This window comes from Streptosporangium amethystogenes (assembly GCF_000721075.1).
Classification (GTDB): domain Bacteria; phylum Actinomycetota; class Actinomycetes; order Streptosporangiales; family Streptosporangiaceae; genus Streptosporangium; species Streptosporangium amethystogenes.
Genome location: NZ_JOEQ01000007.1, coordinates 146,443 through 165,304, shown reverse-complemented (window position 1 = coordinate 165,304; position 18,862 = coordinate 146,443). Strand labels below are relative to the sequence as shown.

General features: G+C 70.7%; 15 protein-coding genes. 10 read left to right on the top strand and 5 right to left on the bottom strand.

Going from position 1 to position 18,862, the window contains the following annotated elements:
- Positions 1 to 9 precede the first annotated feature (9 nt).
- A complete protein-coding gene (locus IG98_RS0113235) occupies positions 10 to 240 on the bottom strand; it encodes an exodeoxyribonuclease VII small subunit (RefSeq protein WP_030910800.1) in 231 nt (76 codons plus the stop codon).
- A 138-nt stretch (positions 241 to 378) separates the two neighbouring features.
- Here IG98_RS0113235 and IG98_RS0113230 point away from each other — a divergent pair, with 138 nt between their 5' ends.
- Positions 379 to 849: a GNAT family N-acetyltransferase gene (locus IG98_RS0113230; protein ID WP_211263965.1), complete on the top strand. Its 471-nt coding sequence runs from the start codon at positions 379 to 381 to the stop codon at positions 847 to 849.
- Here IG98_RS0113230 and xseA read toward each other — a convergent pair.
- The gene (gene xseA / locus IG98_RS0113225; protein ID WP_030910792.1) at positions 827 to 2,035 is read right to left on the bottom strand and encodes an exodeoxyribonuclease VII large subunit; all 1,209 of its coding nucleotides are present in this window, start codon (positions 2,033 to 2,035) and stop codon (positions 827 to 829) included. The genes IG98_RS0113230 and xseA overlap by 23 nt on opposite strands.
- Before the next feature lie 27 nt (positions 2,036 to 2,062).
- Positions 2,063 to 3,127, bottom strand: coding sequence for a DUF8129 domain-containing protein (locus tag IG98_RS46825; RefSeq protein WP_051752039.1), 1,065 nt, complete (start codon positions 3,125 to 3,127; stop codon positions 2,063 to 2,065).
- A gap of 112 nt (positions 3,128 to 3,239) precedes the next feature.
- Here IG98_RS46825 and IG98_RS0113215 point away from each other — a divergent pair, with 112 nt between their 5' ends.
- A complete protein-coding gene (locus tag IG98_RS0113215; protein WP_030910786.1) occupies positions 3,240 to 4,208 on the top strand; it encodes a 4-hydroxy-3-methylbut-2-enyl diphosphate reductase in 969 nt (322 codons plus the stop codon).
- Positions 4,209 to 4,306: 98 nt separating this feature from the next.
- Here the strand turns inward: IG98_RS0113215 and IG98_RS44795 are convergent, their stop codons facing one another.
- Positions 4,307 to 4,831 carry a DUF6542 domain-containing protein gene (locus IG98_RS44795; RefSeq protein WP_037970159.1) on the bottom strand — a complete coding sequence of 175 codons (525 nt, stop codon included), beginning with the start codon at positions 4,829 to 4,831 and terminating at the stop codon, positions 4,307 to 4,309.
- Positions 4,832 to 4,959: 128 nt separating this feature from the next.
- Positions 4,960 to 6,264: a DNA recombination protein RmuC gene (locus tag IG98_RS0113205; RefSeq protein WP_051752056.1), complete on the bottom strand. Its 1,305-nt coding sequence runs from the start codon at positions 6,262 to 6,264 to the stop codon at positions 4,960 to 4,962.
- Positions 6,265 to 6,510: 246 nt separating this feature from the next.
- Here IG98_RS0113205 and ychF point away from each other — a divergent pair, with 246 nt between their 5' ends.
- The 8 genes from ychF (at position 6,511) to IG98_RS0113165 (ending at position 18,816) form a co-directional block, all read left to right on the top strand.
- Positions 6,511 to 7,599: a redox-regulated ATPase YchF gene (gene ychF, locus IG98_RS0113200; protein WP_030910777.1), complete on the top strand. Its 1,089-nt coding sequence runs from the start codon at positions 6,511 to 6,513 to the stop codon at positions 7,597 to 7,599.
- A gap of 605 nt (positions 7,600 to 8,204) precedes the next feature.
- On the top strand, positions 8,205 to 9,236 hold the full coding sequence (locus IG98_RS0113195; RefSeq protein WP_030910774.1) for a conjugal transfer protein: 1,032 nt from the start codon (positions 8,205 to 8,207) through the stop codon (positions 9,234 to 9,236).
- 152 nt (positions 9,237 to 9,388) lie between these two features.
- Positions 9,389 to 9,664: a hypothetical protein gene (locus IG98_RS0113190; protein WP_037970213.1), complete on the top strand. Its 276-nt coding sequence runs from the start codon at positions 9,389 to 9,391 to the stop codon at positions 9,662 to 9,664.
- Between the two features lie 47 nt (positions 9,665 to 9,711).
- A complete protein-coding gene (locus IG98_RS0113185; protein WP_030910768.1) occupies positions 9,712 to 12,123 on the top strand; it encodes a TcpE family conjugal transfer membrane protein in 2,412 nt (803 codons plus the stop codon).
- 106 nt (positions 12,124 to 12,229) lie between these two features.
- Entirely contained in the window at positions 12,230 to 14,722 is a 2,493-nt protein-coding gene (locus IG98_RS0113180; protein WP_030910765.1) for an ATP-binding protein, read from the top strand.
- Entirely contained in the window at positions 14,719 to 17,034 is a 2,316-nt protein-coding gene (locus IG98_RS0113175) for a type IV secretion system protein (RefSeq protein ID WP_030910762.1), read from the top strand. Before IG98_RS0113180 ends, IG98_RS0113175 begins: the two co-directional genes overlap by 4 nt.
- A 2-nt stretch (positions 17,035 to 17,036) precedes the next feature.
- Complete coding sequence (locus tag IG98_RS0113170; RefSeq protein WP_030910760.1) at positions 17,037 to 17,705, top strand: hypothetical protein; 669 nt, start codon at positions 17,037 to 17,039, stop codon at positions 17,703 to 17,705.
- Positions 17,706 to 17,718: 13 nt separating this feature from the next.
- Entirely contained in the window at positions 17,719 to 18,816 is a 1,098-nt protein-coding gene (locus IG98_RS0113165; protein ID WP_030910757.1) for a C40 family peptidase, read from the top strand.
- The last annotated feature ends 46 nt before the right edge of the window (positions 18,817 to 18,862 follow it).

Sequence of the window (18,862 nt, the reverse complement as noted above, 5' to 3'; positions counted from 1 at the left end):
GGACAGGGCCTAGAAGGGCGTCTCTCCGGCGGGGTCGGAGTGCCGCCGCTGGGCCATGGCGGCCGCGAGCTTCACCCGGGCACCCTGGAGCCACTCCTCGCAGACCGCGGCCAGCTTCTCGCCGCGCTCCCAGAGCTCGATCGACTGTTCCAGGGTGAGCCCGCCCGCCTCAAGGCTGCGGACCACCTCGGTCAGCTCCTCGCGCGCCTGCTCGTACGACGGTCTCTTCTCATCGGCCACGCACCCCACCTTAGATCGTGGCGCCCACCCGATGACGCCGTGCCGTACCGGGAGTCGTGGTGCCTCCCCGCGACGGCGTGATCGACAAGACACCTCCCCGGCCGCTCCGCCGGCATGTACGGCTGGAAGAATGCCCAGGTGAACGTTCGTGACGCGACGAGTGGGGACATCCCCGAACTGGTACGCCTCCGTGAGATCCTGGCCGACCGGATGGCAAGGGACGGCAACCTCCCCATCGAGGAGGAGTGGCAGCGGGCCTACGCCGAGAGCCTCGAAGAGCGGCTGGGCAGCCTCGACACCGCCGTCTACGTGGTGGACTCCCCGGAAAAGGGGCTGGCGGCCTGCGGGATCGGCCTCATCTTCGACCGGTTTCCCGGCCCCAGCCTTCCCGACGGCCGCTACGGCTACGTCCAGGGCATGACCACCGACCCGCGCTACCGGCGCAGGGGGCACGGCCGGGCCATCATGGGAGCCCTCCTGGAGTGGTACCGCGACAGCGGGGTCCGCAGGGTCGACCTGCACGCCACCTCGGACGCCGAGTCGCTCTACCGGCAGCTGGGGTTCGTCGACGACGGCTACCCCTCGCTCACCTGGCGGGATCACTCCTGACCCGCACCCGGTCGTCGGGGAAGCGCACGGTCAGCTCGTCGCCGGGGGAGACCTCGCTCGCGAGCCGTACGACATCGCCCGAGGGGCGCTGCACGATCGCGTAGCCGCGCTCCAGTGTGGCGGCGGGAGAGAGCGAGACCAGGCGGGCGCGCAGGTGCTCCAGCGAATCGGTGGCGCGGTCCAGGGAACCGGTGAGGGAACGTCGTGCCCGGTCCCTGAGCTGCTCGGCCTGCTCGGCCCTGCGCTCGATCTCACGGACCGGATCCGCGAGGGAGGGGCGGGAGCGAGCCGCGGCCAGCCAGGCCGTCTCGCGGTCCAGCCAGCCGCCCACCACCCTGCGGCCCCGGTCCCTGAGCTGGCGGATCAGCGTCATCTGCTCGCCGACGTCCGGCACCACCTTCTTCGCCGCGTCCGTGGGCGTGGACGCGCGCACGTCGGCGACCAGGTCGAGCAGCGGGTTGTCCTGCTCGTGGCCGATCGCGCTGACCACGGGCGTGCGGCAGGCCGCGACCGCCCGGACGAGCGCCTCGTCGGAGAAGGGAAGCAGGTCCTCCATCGACCCACCGCCCCGCGCGACCACGATGACGTCGACCTCGCTGTCGGCGTCGAACTTGCGTAGCGCCTCGATGACCTCGCCGACCGCGTACGGCCCCTGCACGGCCACCGGCTCGACCTTGAACCGCACCGCCGGCCAGCGGCGCCGCGAGTTCTCCAGCACGTCGCGCTCGGCGGCCGAGTCCCGGCCGCAGATCAGGCCGACCGCGCCCGGCAGGAACGGCAGCCGCCGTTTCCTGTCGACGCCGAAGAGCCCCTCGGCGGCGAGCAACCGACGCAACCGCTCCAGCCGCGCCAGCAGCTCGCCCACCCCGACAGGCCGCATCTCCAGCGCGGTGAACGCGAACGAGCCCTTGTTGACCCAGAAGTCAGGCTTCAGGTGGGCCACGATCCTCGCGCCGTCGACCGGCCGGGGGACGGTCGCCTCGTAGACACCACGCGGGCAGGTGATCCGGGCCGACACGTTGGCCACCGGGTCACGCAACGTCAGGAAGACCGTGCCGCCTCGGGCGGTCAGCTCGGTGATCTGCCCCTCGACCCAGACGGTGCCGAGCTTGCCGATCCAGCCGCCGACCATCTGCAACACCGTGCGAACCGGGAGGGGCTGCTCAGGGGTGGTGTTCGAGCTCATGGCCGGGAGCCTACGCGCCGGAGGCGACTATTCGGCGGCCTCCAGCTTGGCCAGGCGGTTCTCGTACATCCGCACGACGGCCTCGCGGCCTGCGGTGGCGCGCTCGTAGGCGAGCAGCTCCCGGATCTGCTCGGACGTCCTGCCCCGCATCCGCGCTCGCAACGACGCGACGGTCAGCTCCGCGTAGCCGGGCAGCGGCTCGGCCGCCTCGGGTGCCGCGACCCTGGTCTTCGTCACCTCGACCGCCGCGGCGTCGGTGCTCTCGGGCTTCGCGGTCTCGACCCGCTCGACCTCGACCTTCACCGCCGCGGGCGTCTCGACGGGGGCGTCGTTCTCCGCCGCCGGGGTCGCCAGGGCGGAGGTCTTGGCGGTCTTGCGTGCCCTGGTCGCCTTGGCCTTCGGGGCGGTCTTGGGGGCGGGGGCCTCGGTCTCCACGGACTCCACGGCGGCCTTGGGCTTGGCCCGGGTGGCCCGGGGCTTCTTCGCGGCGGGTGTCTCGGCGGCCGGGGTTTCGGCGGTCTTCGGCTCGGCGGCGGGGGTCTCCGCGGGGATCGGGGCCTCTGCCTGGGTCTCGGTGGTGGCCTGGGCCTCCGTGCTGGAGGGCTCCGCGATGGGGGCCTCGGCGGCCTTGGTCTCGGCGGCCTCGGGCTCCGGGGCGGTGGCCGGCGCCTCGGTGGCGGCCGGGGTCTCGACGGCCTCGGTGGCGGCCTCGGCGGCGGAGGGCTCCGCGGCCTTGGGCTTGGCGGGGCTGAAGATGACCGGCTCGCGGGTGGTCCTGGCGCCGTTGCTCTCGGCGGCGGTCGCCTTGTCCGCGGCCTTCTCCGGGCGCGGCGCGAAGATGACGGGCGCACGGCGGGCGGGCTTCTCCAACTGCTCCGCGGCCTTCTCAGTGGTCTCCGCCGACTGGCCGCCGGGCGTCTCCCGGGACCCGTCGGGCTCTTCTCCCTGGCCGGAGGTACCCTTGATCTTGGACCGTACGCGGTCGCCGAGGAGCAGGGCCTGGCCCACCCCGCTCAGTGCGGTCTGCAACATGTGCAGCGGCAGGTCTTTTGCCTTCTGCGTGACATTGCGGATCATGTCGGGGACTGACATATCGTCTCCCTGGGAGGTCTGTATCGAGAAAGGCTATTGTGGCAAGACTGTGCCGCATGAGCTTGTGGGACGTATGGGCTGTCTCGCGGGCGTCTCCACGTAGCATAAGAGCATGACTTCCAAGACCTCCGCGACCCGACGCGTACTGGTGGCGAAGCCCCGCGGTTACTGCGCGGGGGTCGATCGTGCTGTTCAGGCCGTGGAGAAGGCGCTGGAGCAGTACGGTGCCCCGATCTACGTCCGCAAGCAGATCGTCCACAACACCCATGTGGTCAAGACGCTGGAGGCACGCGGAGCGATCTTCGTCGAGGAGACCGAGCAGGTGCCCGAGGGGGCCATCGTGGTCTTCTCCGCCCACGGAGTCTCTCCCGCGGTCCACCAGGAGGCCGCCCGGCGCAGCCTCAAGACGATCGACGCCACCTGCCCGCTGGTGACCAAGGTGCACAACGAGGCCAGGCGCTTCGCGTCCCAGGACTACGACATCCTCCTCATCGGCCACGAGGGCCACGAGGAGGTCGAGGGCACCGCTGGTGAGGCACCCGACCACATCCAGCTCGTCGACGGTCTGGAGTCGGTCGGCGCCGTGCGGGTCAAGGATCCCGAGCGGCTGGTCTGGCTGTCACAGACCACGCTCTCCGTGGACGAGACGGTCGAGACGGTCTCCCGGCTCAAGGAGCGCTTCCCGAACCTGATCGACCCGCCGAGCGACGACATCTGCTACGCCACCCAGAACCGTCAGGTCGCCGTCAAGGAGATCGCCGCACAGGCGGAGCTGGTCATCGTGGTCGGCTCGGAGAACTCCTCCAACTCCAAGCGGCTGGTCGAGGTCGCCCTCGACCACGGGGCCGACGCCTCCTACCTCGTCGACGACGCCGCGTTCATCGAGGACGCCTGGCTCGACGGTGTCACCACGGTCGGCGTGACGAGCGGCGCCTCGGTGCCGGAGGAGCTCGTCACCGAAGTCCTGGCCCGCCTCGCCAGGTGCGGCTTCGAGGACGTCGAAGAGGTCGAGTCCGTCCAGGAGAGCGTGCGCTTCGCGCTCCCGCACGAGCTGCGCAAGGACCTGCGCGTCACGGTCTGACCGCACCGCTGTTCGAGGAGTTCCGCCGCCGCTCTACGGGCACGGTGCCGCCCCACCGGCCCGTTTTGCGGCCGTTTTTGAGACCTCGTGCCCGGCGGTCAGGAGCCTTCGCGCGGTGTGCCGTACACCTTGGGCTCGAAGTACCCCTCGGGCTCGGGGGCGAAGGCGCCCTCGCCGCTCCTCGGCGCGGGAACGGAGGCCTTGCCGGCCCTGAGCTCGTCGCGCAGCTCACGGACGCAGTGGGTCAGACCGCGGCGCCAGGCGATGACCAGCACCAGGAGCGAACCGCCGAACAGCCACGGGGCACCCTGCGAGAGCGCGGTGTACATGCCCAGGCCGAAGGCCTGGACGAGCGTGGGCGCGAACAGGGAACGGACCGCCTCGATGAGCACGGTGGTCACGAAGAAGACCAGGGGCGGAGAGACCACCAGCGACAGCAGGTCCCTGCGGTTCACCAGCGCCGCCGCGGCCACGCAGCCGGCCACGAACGCCGCCCCGGTCAGCGCCGCCACTCCGAACAGCGCCTGCAGCACGCTGCCCACCAGCGTGGACACCAGCACGAGGGCCAGCGCGCCCCGGACGGTCAGCCGGATACCGCCGGTGGTCCGGTCAAGTTCACTCATACGATCACCCCGCCGACCGGCTGTACGCCGCCTCGTTCGTCCACCACTCGCTCCCCATGACCTCGGACCCCACGTCGTCAACCCCGTCGCCTCCAGTGTCCGGCCGTCGGCGCCTTGGGAGAACAGTTTCAGGGCAGGTCGTTGGCCAACCTACCGTTCAGGCGGGATACGAGAGGCGAGCTTGGCTCCTCTTCCACGAGCAGTTCCGGCGAGGTCAGCGCGCGTGGCAGGTCCTCGACCGCCTGCGGCCTGTCCAGATCGGTCTCGACCAGTCCCAGATCGTTTAGTTTGCGCGCGCTCACCAGCACCCGGGTCTCCAGCGAGCCGACAGTCCTGTTGTACGACTCCACGGCCCGGTTCAGCGAGCGGCCCAGCGCGTCGACGTTGCGACCCATGCTGCTCAGCCGCTCGTACAGCTCCCTGCCGACCTCGAAGATCGCCCGCGCGTTCTCGCTGAGCGCGGCCTGCTGCCAGGCGTACTGCGCGGTGCGGAGCATGGTGATCAGCGTGGTGGGGGTGGCGATGTGGACCCGCCGCCGCATGGCGTACTCCAGCAGGGCGGGGTCGCGCTCCAGCGCCGGGGCGAGGAACGCCTCACCGGGGATGAACAGCACCATGAACTCCGGTGCCGGGCTGAACGCCTGCCAGTAGGCCTTGGCGGCCAGCCGGTCCACGTGCTCGCGCACGTGACGGGCGTGGGAGTCGAGCCGGGCCGACTGGTGGTCGGGGTCGGCCGACTCGGCGGCCTCAAGGTAGGCGGCGAGGGAGACCTTGGAGTCCACCACGATGTTCTTGCCGCCGGCCAGTCGTACCACCATGTCGGGCCGTAGCACGCCGTCCGGCGTGGTGACGCTCACCTGCTCGTCGAAGTCGCAGAACCGCTGCATCCCGGCGATCTCGGCGACCCTGCGGAGCTGGAGCTCTCCCCACCGGCCCCGGGCCTCGGGGCGTTGCAGGGCCCGTACCAGGGAGTTGGTCTGGGCGCGGAGTTGCTCGTTGCTCTCGCGGACGACGTCGATGTGCTTGGCCAGCTCCGCGTGGGCGGCCCGCTGGCCGGTCTGCGTGTCGCGCAGCTGCGTCTCGACGCGGGCCAGGGTGTCCTTCAACGGCTCGATCAGATGCTCGACCGCCTGCTTGCGCTGCTCCAGCTCACCGGCCGCCTCGGCCCGGTTGGCGGCCAGCCTCGTCTCGGCCAGCTCCAGGAACCGCAGGTTGTTGACGTCGAGCGCCCGGCTCGACAGGGCCTGGAACCGTTCGGAGAGCTGCTCCTCGATGTAGACGACCTTCTCCTCGGCGATCTTCGCGCGGGCCTCGGCGTCGGCCAGACGCGCGATGACGTCGGCGGCTCCCGAGGAGGCGCGCGCCCGGCCCAGCAGGAAGCCGATCGCGAGCCCCGCGGCGAGGCCCACCGCGAGCTGGAAGGAGAGCGCCATGACGTCCACCCCGGCATGATTCCAGGCTCGGTCACTTCTGGCGCGCCGACACGCCTTCCGAAGGCGCCCGGGGCCGGACCGGGAGCCGCGGCATCGTGTTCGAACCCGGCCGAACCGGGGAGAGCCACCCGGACGGTCCCGATCGGTGCCGAACCACCGACGGCGGTCGCGCGAACGGGATGTCCACCACCCTGTGACCTGCCGATGGCGGGTAGCAGTGGGTCATTCCGCGTAAACTCGGCTCACGTGAGCTTGAGCATCGGCATCGTCGGATTGCCCAACGTCGGCAAGTCAACGCTTTTCAACGCGCTGACGAAGACCGCCAACGCCCTGGCGGCGAACTACCCGTTCGCCACCATCGAGCCCAACGTGGGCATCGTCGGCGTTCCCGACCCGCGTCTTGGGAAGCTGGCCGAGATCTTCGGGTCCGCGAAGATCCTGCCGGCGAAGGTGGAGTTCGTGGACATCGCCGGGCTGGTCCGCGGTGCCTCGGAGGGACAGGGGCGGGGTAACCAGTTCCTCGCCAACATCCGCGACACCGATGCGATCTGCCAGGTCATCCGGGTCTTCAACGATCCCGACGTGACCCATGTGGACGGCGGCGTCTCCCCCGGGCGCGACATCGAGACGATCAACACCGAGCTGATCCTCGCCGACCTGCAGACCCTGGAGAAGGCGATTCCCCGCCTGCAGAAGGAGTCCCGGACCAACAAGGACCGCAGGTCCGCGCTGGACGCGGCGGAGGCGGCCTTCAAGCTCCTCGACGGCGGCACCACCCTGTACGCCGGGGCCTCCGGTGCCGGGATCGACCCGAAGGACCTGCGCGAGCTGCACCTGCTGACCGCCAAGCCCTTCCTGTACGTCTTCAACCTCGACGCGGACGAGCTGATGGACTCCGAGCTCCGAGCCCGGCTCTCGGCGCTCGTCGCACCGGCCGAGGCCGTCTTCCTCGACGCGAAGATCGAGTCCGAGCTGGTCGAGCTCGACGACGCCGAGGCGCTGGAGCTCCTGCAGTCCGTCGGCCAGGAGGAGTCGGGCCTGGCCCAGCTGGCCAGGGTGGGCTTCGAGACCCTGGGCCTGCAGACCTACCTGACCGCCGGCCCCAAGGAGACCAGGGCCTGGACGATCCCCAAGGGCGCCACCGCCCCCGAGGCGGCCGGGGTCATCCATACCGACTTCCAGCGCGGTTTCATCAAGGCCGAGATCGTCTCCTTCGCCGAGCTGGTGGAGACCGGCTCCATCGCCGCCGCCCGCCAGGCCGGCAAGGCCCGTATCGAGGGCAAGGACTACGTCATGCGCGACGGCGACGTGGTGGAGTTCCGCTTCAACGTCTGACCGATCGCCCAGAAGGCCCCCGCTCGCCCGATCGAGCGGGGGTCTTCTCCTGTCGTACGAGGTTCGTCCGGCCGGCTCGGCCGAAAGCCGAAAGCCGAAAGCGGGGGCGCGACGCGTTCGCGTGGTCATCCGTCGATGATCGTCACGATGCCCGCCGGGCCGGGTCGACGATCTCCTCGGCCCGGAGACATCGGACGTCGTGCCGAGCGGGAAGCCGACGCGCCGGTGGGCACCCTCGTGGCCCGGTCGTTGTTCGGGCCGGGAAACGAGTCCATTCCGTGGGATTGTGACACTGGGTGATGTGTTTTGGGTTAAATGCGCAGGTCGCGACAGTCCGGGAACCGTCCAGTTAGCAATGCGTGGCGTTTGAGTAATCGACCCATGCGCTGGCCAGGGGTAATGCACTTTTCATCGGGCATTGGCGGCATCGCCGGTCTCACCGGGGTTCCAGACCGGGTTTGCTCAGTCATCGCGATGCCTGCAGCATAGGCGTGGCTTTCCTGGAAGAATCGGCGGGGCGGCTAGAGTAAGTGCGTCACCATGGCCAACGGGATCGGCGGCGATATGACACCGTACGGCCGAGGATTGACGCGAGCGGAGGCGTGATGGCTCGAAGGTCGACGGTCCAGCGTGATCCCCGGATCGCTGGCGACCCTGAGCTGTCGGCATACCCGGACTTTCCCGACGACCCCGATCTCGGACGCGCCCCGGCGCGCGGGCGGGGCGCGTCGCGGGGCCGCTGGTCCGGTGGAGGCGGTCGCTGGCTGGTGTGGACCGGCCGCGCCGTGCTCTGGGCGCTGATAGTCGTCATCGTGGTGAACGGGGTCCGCGCGCCCTTCGAGCGCTTCACCCAGCAGAACGCCCCCTCGGGCGCGGCCCCCGCCTCCGACAGCGGGTTCCCCGCCGCCCAGGGGTCCGCCTTCGCGACCCAGTTCGCCGAGGTCTACCTGAACTTCGACGGGGCCCGTCTTGAGGAAAGAAGGTCGCGGCTCGCCCCCTACCTGCCCGAAGGCACGGAGCCGCAGTTCGGCTGGGACGGTTTCGGCCGGATGAGCGCCGGCGCGGTGCAACCGTACGGGATCGAGGTCGTCGACGCGGACAACGCGGTCGTCACCGTCCTCTACCAGTCGGACAACCGCCGCCAGCTCCTGTCGGTGCCCGTCTATCACGACCGGTCCACGAAGAGGTTCGTCGTCGCGGGGCGTCCGGGCATCCTGCCGGCGCCGAAGGCGGCCGGCCTGCCGCCCAAGGCCGCACCCGAGCGTGACCGCGCCGCGGAGCAGGAGCTGCGCACCCCGCTGGAAGACTTCTTCAAGGCCTACGCGGCGAGTGACACCGCCTCGCTGCAGCGTTACGCCGACGCCGGGATCACCCTGGAGGGATTCGCCGGCGCGTTCACCTTCCTGCAGCTCAAAGAGCTCGCCGTGCCCCTTGGAGGGGGAGTCACCCGCGAGGTGACCGCGACGGTCCTGTGGGGTGTGCCGTCAAAGGCGAGGCAGTCCACCGACCCGGAACCCGCGGATCCCGGCCAGATGGAAGGCAAGCTCGAACAGGCCTATCTGCTCACCGTGGTCAAGCAAGGCGACAAGTGGTTCGTCAAGGACATTCGCGGTGCGTATCGATCCGTGGCGAGGTAACGCATGATCGAATGGTGCCGGTCCACGGTGAGCAGACCCCCCCCTGATCGACGAGCCGCCGGTTCGGGTTCGCGCGCGAGTGCGTCGCGGGCCCGTCGCCGCCCGGGGGCCGCGATCGTGAGTACGGAGGACAAGAAGTGATTCTCAAGACCATGCTGCTGAGCGCCATGGAGTTCGCTCAGCCCACAGCCCCTCCGGCAGGTGTCAACACAGAAGGCCTCGCTGACTTCCTCCGCAGTTTCTTCGCGCCGCTCTTCCTCGTCATCGTCTCGGTGGTGGCCCTCTTCTTCCTCTTCACCCGTGAGATCACCAGGTTCGTTCAGTTCATCATCCTGGCGATCGCCATCGGAGTGATCTTCTATGTGCCGAACATCATCGAGGTGACTGCCAAGGCGATCGCGGGCGCACTGGGCATCTCGGGGGGTTGAGACCGCCTCCAAACGGTCAAACAAGGAGAGGCGGAGAGGAGGATCACGTGGACCTGCCCACGTACACCAATATCTGGAGGATCGAGAAGCGGCTCTACAAGCTGTACGACCTACGGCTGCCGACGCCGCTCCCGATCGTCTGGATCGGTGGGTTCGTGGGAGTGCTGGCCCCGTGGTCGCTCCTGCTCTACCTGCTCGGCCTGCCCTTCGCGGCCCCCTGGCACGTGCTCTACCTGGTACCGCCCGGTGTGGTCACCTGGCTCTCCACCCGGCCGGTGATCGAGAGCAAGCGGCTCACCGAGCTGCTCCAGTCACAGATGCGCTACGTGGGCGAACCGCGCACCTGGTGCCGGATGGCTCCCATCTCCGAGCCCGCCGAGATCGCGCTGAACGGCCGGATCTGGCGGGCCGCGCCACGGCCCGCCCCGGTCCGGGCCAAGGCGTCGCGCAAGGCCCGCCACGCCCAGTCCAAACGCGCCGCCGCACGCTCGCGCGAGGTGCGTCCAGCGGTGGCCGCCGCGGCGGCGGCGGCCGCCACCGCCCCGGTCGCCCGCGAGCGCGTCGCCTGGGGCGAGGCCCGCGTACTCCGTCAGGGCACCGCCCCGGCCCTCGCCCAGACCACGGCCGTCGAGCCGGCCCCGGCCGTCGCACCCGTCCTGTCCGCGGTGCCCGGGGCCTCGCTGCCCGCCGTGCCCCCGGAGCCGGCTCCCATCGAGACCGTCATCTCCCCGCCGGATACGCCGGTCCTGGGCCCGCCCTCGCGGCCGATCGCCGACGGCTCCGCCGACCGGCCCAAGGCCCGGCAGGATCGTGCCCCCGTAGGGGAGCACACCGAGGGCACTCCGGCGGCGCCCGGCACATCGGACACGCCGGACACGCCGGAGGCTCCGGCAGCTCCGATCAGCACCGAGGCGCTGCGGCGGCTGCGCAGGCTCGCCGCCTCCGCCGAGGCCCAGCGCGCCGCGGCCCCGCCCGCGCAGCCCGCCCCGTCCGAGCCCGAGGCGGCTCCGGAGATCTCCGTGCCCGCCTCGCGCTCTCCCGTCCAAGAGCGTCCCGAGGCCCCGGCCGTGCCGCCGCCCACGCCCTCGGCTCCGGAGCCGGCCCGTGTGGAGACACCCGCCAAGGGCCGTACGGTGCCCGCCGAGAGGCCGGCCGTCGTGCCGGACCCGGTGGAGAAGCCCTCCGCCCCGGCCGTTCCGTCCTTCGTGCCCAGGTTCGTCGGACCGGCGCCGACCGGACGCCGTGACGTTGAGGCGGCCGAACTCTCGCCGGACGACAGGAGCGCCCGACACCAGCACCGCAGGGGACGGCCCACCCCGATCGGCCGGGCGGCCGACACCTCGAAGGCATGGCCGCCCGAGCGGCTCGCCGGGACGCAGGCGGCTCCCGGCATCCCGGGGGACACCGGCGTCCAGACCGGTGCCGGCATGTCGATCCGCGCGGTCCCCTCGGGAACGGCGAAGGCCGATCCGGTGGCCCCCGTGGTGCCGGTGCCCACCTCCTCGGCCGGGGAGGCGGGGGCCAGGGTCCGCCGGGTGGAGTCGGTGGTCGGCCGGGACTCCTCGGGCGGCTGGCGGCGGCTGGCCCAGGTGGTGATCGGGCCCGGGGGCGGCGGCCGTACGGACGGTTCGGAGATCGACGAGGCACGGGCCAGGGCGGTGTTCAGCGGCAGCCGCCGGGTGGTGGTGCTGGGCTGCACCGGCGGTGCCGGGCAGACCACGACCGCGCTCATGCTCGGCCACACCCTCGCCCGCTACCGGGAGGACCGGATTCTCGCGGTCGACGCCAGCGCCGGCTCCCACGCCCTGTCCAGCCGGATCCAGGGCGAGTCGCCCGAGACCCTGAGCTCCCTGCTCGCCGGTCTCGACAACGTCCAGGGATACCTGGGCATGCGCGCCTACACCAGCCGTTGTGCCTCGGGGCTGGAGGTTCTCGCCGGGGACACCGACGCCGGTGCCGAGCAGCGCCTGTCCGACCGCACGCTCTTCTCCGACCGGCGGCTCGGTCAGACCATGGACACGCTCGACCGGTACTACAAGATGATCGTCATGGACCCGGCGGCGGCCCTGGCCGCTCGGGTGCTCCCCTACGCGGATCAGCTCGTTCTCGTCGTCCCGGCCAGTGAGGACGGGCCCGACGCGGTGGCCATGACCTATGAGTGGCTCGACGGGCACGGCTGCGCGGACCTCCGTCGTCGGGCGGTCATGGTCGTCAACGGGGTGAGCCGCCGCAGCATGGAGGACGTGGAGCAGGCGGAGGCGGTCGCGCGGGGCAGGTGCCGGGCGATCGTCAGGGTCCCCTGGGAGGACGCGTTGGCTCCCGGCAGGGCCGATCGGGTGGAACCGTCCCACCTGAGGGCTCCGGGCCGCCGGGCGTACCTCGCCCTGGCGGGTGTCGTGGTGGCGGGCTTCGGAACGGTGCAGGCGGGTCGACCCAGCGAGGAGGAACTAGCTCAGTGATCCCCCGGGCGCGAGAAGACGTGGTGAACGGGCGTGACGAGGTGAGGGTGAGCGGGTGGGCCGGAGGCCGCGCGGGCAGGGCCGTACGACCGGTGGGGGAGGGCCTGTGAGTCGTGCGTCCCGAGCGCGCAGCCGCCTCGCCGTCCGGTACTTCGACGACCGGATCCTGCTGACCGACTCGGCGGTCTGGGCCTATTTCCGGCTTCCCACCGTGAGCTACGAGTTCATCACTCCCGAGGAGCGGGAGGCACTGGCCACCAACATCACGATCGCGCTGGCCGCCATCCGGATGCCGGACGCCGAGGTGCACCTGCGGGTGGCGCACCGCACCTACCCGGCCGCCGAATGGGCGATGGCGCTGAACGCCACCTCCGACGAGGGCCCCGGCTGGCGTGACTACCTGGAGGACATGTACCGGCACGTCTGGGCCAAGGACTTCTGGACCAAGGAGGTCTATCTCGGCGTGCGGCTCGGCACGCGCGGCAGGCAACTGGGCAGCGGGGTCCTCTCCCAGCTCTTCGGCTTCTACCAGCGCAGTGAGAAGGCCCTGGGCATCGAGGACGACCACGTCCCCAAGGCGGAGATCGCCAAGTGGTCCGAGCAGGCGGAGCGGCTGGGCAGGGCACTGTCGGCCAGCGCCCTGTACGCCAGGCACGCCAGCTCCGTCGAGCTCGCCTGGCTGTTCCAACACGCCACGACCGGCTCCCTCGGCGACCCCCCGGCCTCGGCCAGCCCCAAGCGCCGGTGGGGGCAGGGGGAGATCGAGTCCTTGGTCGAAGGGCAGATCCACAACGGCAGGGCGCTGCTCCGGATCGAACAGCCGCACGGTGACTCCTATGTGGCGCACATGTCCTTCGCCCGTTTCCCCGACCTGATGCCCTTCCCCGACGGCGAACCCTGGATGCACTTCGCCGACCAGCTGCCCTTCCCCGTGGAGATCAGTTCGAGGATGCGGCTGATCCCGCCGGTCAAGGCGAGCAAGGACGTGGCGCGCCAGCTCGCCCATGCCCGTGACATGGACATCCACATCCGTGAGGCCGGGGCGGAGGCGCCGCTGGCCCTGGCCGAACAGATCGACGCGGCCCGGATGCTGGAGCACGGCATCACCAAGGAGCGCCTGCCGTTCGTGTACGGCTGGCATCGGCTGATCGTGTCGGCCCCGACCGAGGAGATCTGCGTGCAGCGGGTCGAGGCGGTCGTGGAGCACTACCGCGACATGGGCATCGACATCGTCAACTCCACCGGCGACCAGTTCTCGCTGTTCTGCGAGACGCTGCCGGGCGAGCGGGTCAGGGTCAACGCCTACGCGCAGCGGCAGCCGCTGCGCACCATCGCGGGCGGCATGGCCACCGCCACCGTCGACCTGGGCGACCGGACGGACGAGGGCGGCTCGGGCTGGATGGGGCCGTACGTGGGGGAGACCCTGGGCCGGGCGCGCAGCATCGTGCACTTCGATCCGCTGGTGGCGGCGACGCGCAACCGGCCTACGGCCATCGCCATCACCGGCGAACCCGGCGGTGGGAAGACCACGCTGGCGCTGTTGATGATCTACCAGATGGCGCTGCGCGGGGTGACGGTCGCGGTCATCGACCCCAAGGGCGACGCCGACTCGCTGGTCCAGCTGCTGCGGAAGCGGGGCAGGAAGGCACGGATCATCCCGCTCGGCTCCGCGGCACCGGGCCTGCTCGACCCGTTCTCCTTCGGCGACGATCTCGCGGCCAAGAAGACGATGGCCACCGAGACCCTGCGCCTGCTGCTGCCGCGCATGTCGGAGGAGCGCGAGTCGGCGATGATCCAGGCGGTCGCCGCGGTCTCCAACGCCGAGGACCCGTCGCTGGGCAAGGTGGTCGACTTCCTGGAGCAGACGGACGACGCCGCCTCCAAGAACCTGGGCGCGGTGCTCCGCTCCATGTCCGACATGCATCTGGCCAGGCTCTGCTTCGACCCCTCGGGCGGCGACCAGATCGACACCGAGGGCTGGACCACCGTCTTCACCCTGGGCGGTCTGACCCTGCCCGACGCCTCCACCGGCCGCGACGACTACTCCTACGAGCAGCGGCTGTCGGTGGCGCTGCTCTATCTCGTCGCGCAGTTCGCGCGGGGTCTGATGAACGGCCTGGACCGGCGGACCCCCAAGGCGATCTTTCTGGACGAGGCATGGGCGATCACCTCCACTCCCGAGGGCGCCAAGCTGGTGCCCGAGGTCAGCAGGATGGGCCGCTCCCGCAACACGGCGCTGGTCCTGGTCTCGCAGAACGCCGGTGACCTGCTGAGCGAGCAGGTGACGAACTGCCTCTCCTCGGTGTTCGCGTTCCGTTCCACCGAACGGGTCGAGGTGGAGCACGTGATGGCGCTGCTCGGCGTCGAGGCGTCCGAGGAGCACAAGGCGGTGCTGCGCTCGCTCGGTAACGGTGAGTGCGTCTTCCGGGATCTGGACGGCCGTGCAGGCCGTATCGGGGTGGACCTGATCTCGGATGAGCTGCTGCGCTGGCTGGATACGAACCCTACCCACGACAAACCCGACGAGAAAGTGCATGATCTCCCTGGGGGCGACAGAGTCGGTGGGCCGGGGGCTGCGGCGCTGGAGGTGCGGTCATGAAGGGCTCTCGCAAGAGGGATTCCCGCAAGGGAAGACTGGGCAGGCGGATCGCCATCGGGCTGGTGGCACTGGCCGCGTTCCTGGCGCTGCCAATGGTGTTCCCCGACGACGCGTCCACGGCCGTCGCCGCCGCGCCCTGCGACATGTCGCCCGACCTGTCCCCTGACATCGTCGCGGGAGGTGTGGACGGCCTGATCAAACCGCCGGTCCCCGACTCCGCGCAGCCGGGGGCCCAGGCGGAGGTTCCCGCGGTTCAGGGCAACTACGCGACCTACGGCATGAGCGGCCAGTTCTGGCACACCCACCAGCTCGGCTGTGACGACATCGCGGCGGTGATGGGCAACGCGATGGCCAACACGGTCTTCCTGTGGGCCAAGGCGCTGGACCGGCTGACCATCACCACCTACCAGGCGGCCGCCACCGAGGGGCCGCTGGAGTCGATCAAGAACGTCGTCGACGACATCGTGGTCCGCCTGGCCGACGCCATGTACTGGCCGTACCTGCGGCCGCTGGTGATCCTCGGCGCCGTCTGGCTGGCCTGGTACGGGCTGATCCGCAAGCGCGCCACCACCACCGCCGAGGGCGTCATCTGGATGGTCCTCGCGGTCACCGTGGCCGTCTGGTTCTTCAGCCGCCCCGGCGACCTCACGGGGCTGGGCAAGGTCGTCACCGACAAGACCGGCGAGGTGGTCAACTCCGCCTTCTCCGGACTGCCCGGGGCGGGCGGCACCTCCTGCCTGCCGGCCAAGGGCGACGCCAACCCGCAGGTCCAGGGCGGTGGATATGGTCAGAGCGGCGTGCCGGGAGTCGAGCAGAACTCCGACGCGCTCTGGTCCACCCTGGTCTGCAAGCCGTGGCTGATGGGCCAGTTCGGCACGGCCGACGCCGACGCCCCCGTCATCAAGGTGTTCGGCGCCAAACTGCTGGAGATCCAGACGATCGACGCGGCCGAGCTGAAGGCCCAGCAGGCGCCCGAAGCGGGCTTCCACCAGGCACGATACGAGACAGAGGTCGCCGACAAGCTGCAGAACACGCCGATCTTCCCTCTTTTCCAGGGCAAGGACTGGACGAACCGGCTGGGGGTCGCGATCGGCGCCTTGATGGCCGCGGTGGTCGCGGGGCTGTTGATCTTCCTGGTGGCTGTCTCGCTGCTGGTGCTCAAGGTCGGGTTCCTGCTGCTGCTGATCCTCGCGCCGGTCTTCCTGCTGATCGGCGTCCATCCGGGGTCCGGGCGGATCATCGCCATGCGCTGGGTGGAGATGTTGATCGGCACACTGCTCAGACAGGCGGTGCTGGCCCTCGTCCTGGGCGTGCTCGTGTACGGCTACGCGCTGATCATCTCCACCGCGATGCCGTGGGGCATGCAGGTCATGTTCATGGCGATCCTGACGATCGCGGTGTTCTTCTACCGGCGGCCCTTCCAGCACCTGTTCGCCTCGATGGACGGGCACACGCTCACCACCCGGATGCTCGGCGACGCGGCCACCGCGCCGACCCTGCAGCGGGCCGCGTCCGCGCTGCCGCCGGTCGCGGCGGCCAGGGTGGGCCGCTGGGGCATGCGCAAGGCGGAGCCGATGCTCCAGGCGGCCGCGATGGCTGGGGGGGCCTCCGTCGGCGCGGCGGCCGCCGCCACGGTCGCCCAGGGCAGGGGACGCGGTGAGGACGGCGCCACGCCGGCCACCCCGTCGGGCACCCGGGTCCCGGTCGGCGCGCAACCGGCGCCGCTCGACACCGACTCCCAGGCGGCAGGGCGACGCAAGGGCACCGGCCGCCCGGTCACCGCGGCCCGCTCGGGTGCGGCGCCACCGCTCAACCTGTCCGGTGCCGGTACGGGCGGCGGCGCGCCCCCCACCCGGTCCGGAGGGTCCTCGGCAGGTGGCTCCGGCGGCTGGTTCGGCGGCTCGTCGGGAGGCTGGGCGCCGCAGGGCGGCTCCTCGGGCAACGGGGCGTCCTCGGCGGGCAGATCGTCCGGCCCCTCGGCGGTCAGGCCCGCCGCGCCGTCCTCGGGTGGCGGCGGCCGGTCGGGCGGCGGCATCTTCGGCGGCTCCTCGCGAGGCGGCTCCGGCTCGGGGTCGCGTAACGGCAACTCCTCCCGTGGCTCTTCGGGCTCGAAGGGCTCGGGCGGTTCGAGGTCGGGCGAGAGCATCTTCGGCGGCTCGCGGAGCTCCTCCGGCGGTTCGCGGAACCGGGACGCCGGGGGCAGGTCGTCCGAGGCGCCACCGCTCTGGATCACCAGGCGAGCGGAGCGCGGTGGTGATGCCGGTGAGCCGCCACCGTTCTGGCTCCGCCCGTCCAACCCGGACAGGGACTGACGTTGACCGAGGGAGGCAGCCGGCGGGGAGTCGTCTTCGCGGTGCTGGTCGCGGTACTCGCAGCGGTCGGCGTCTACCTGACCATGTGGCCGGAGAGCGGTGGCGGGGTGGAGAACCTGCCAGAGCCCGCGGGTGCCACCCGTACCGTGGCATCGGGACGGGAGCCGGTCGCGGAGCCGGCGCGTCCGGAGGCGACGGCCAGCAACGCGCCCTTCGACGTCTACTCCTACCTGCCGATGACCAAGCAGGAGCTGGCGGCCGCCGCCGACTACGCGCAGCGCTTCACCGCCGAGTACGGCACGTTCAGCTACGACGAGGACCCGGCGGTCTACGGCGACCGTCTGAAGGGTTACACCACGGCTGAGTTCTCCGGGGTGTTGCTGCGCACGGTCACCTCGCCGGGCACCGTCGAGGCGAACAGGGCCGACGAGGTCGTCTCGGTCGGCGCGGCGCGGGTGAAGGAGATCCGGCAGATCAACAGCGCCTCGGTGGTGTTCGTGGTCGTCGGCACCCAGAACGTCACGGCCAAGAGCGGGGTGAACGAGAGGACCGCGGAGTACGCCGTCACGCTCATCCAGGTCGGCGCCGAATGGCGGGTCCACGACCTCCAGCCGGCGGATTCCGGCCAGGAGGGAGACGAACAGCCTTCCGAGACCGGCGCGGCCGGATGAACGGCGGAATCTCATGAGGGAGAACAGACAGCTCCGCCTCGCGCTGATCCTCGGAGTCGCCGGACTCTGCCTGATCACGCTGATCATGGCGCCGATGATGATGATCAGTGGTTTTCCCTCGTTCCCCTCCGTCACCGGGCAGGCGCAACCCGACTGCGGGAAGAACGTCCAGACGGTGGGCGACGAGTCGGAGACCGCGACGTCCGACATCCCCGAGGAGTATCTGAAGCTCTACCGCGAGCACGGGCAGAAGGTCGGCGTGCAGTGGAACGTGCTCGCCGGGGTCGGCAAGCGCGAGACCGACCACGGCCGCTCCACGCTCCCCGGCGTGCGCAGCGGCGTCAACTACGCGGGCGCCGCCGGGCCGATGCAGTTTCTCATCAGCACCTGGGGCGGCAAGGCCAAGATCAAGATCCCGTCCACGTTCAACGGCTACGCCTCCGACGGCGACGGAGACGGCTGGGCCGACGTGTACAACCCGGCTGACGCCATCCTAGGCGCGGCGAAGATGCTGAAGCGGAACGGCGCGCCGGAGAACGTACGGCGTTCGCTGTTCGTCTACAACCGTGCCTGGTGGTACGTCGACCAGGTCATGGAGATCGCCGAGAAGTACGCCAAGGACGGTGAGGTCACCACTCCGCCCGAGGCGGACGACAGCTGCGACGAACCCATGCTGGAGGCGGCGCCGACAGGTACGGTGGCCGCGATCCTGCAGTACGCGCTGGCCCAGCGTGGCAAGCCCTACATCTGGGGCGGCACCGGGCCCGCCGGCTACGACTGTTCGGGGATCATCTACATGGCCTACCGGAGCGTTGGCCTGACCATCCCGCGGACCACGTTCGGTCAGTGGCCGTTCGGTGTGCCGGTCCCCGAGGGGCAGGAGCAGGCGGGTGATCTCGTCTTCTTCAACGCGGGTCCCGGCACCGGCCCTGACCGTCCCGGGCATGTGGGCCTGGTGGTGTCGCCGGGCAAGATGGTCGAGGCGAGATGCCGGCTCTGCGGGCCGATCAAGGTCACCACCTATCGCGAACGCACCGGGATCGTGGGATTCACCCGACCGCTGCAACACCCCCAGATCCTGGAGCAACTCAAGTTGAGGGAGCAGGGCTGACAGAATCGGGGCGTCATGTTCGGCGAGGAGACGGCCTGGCCTACCC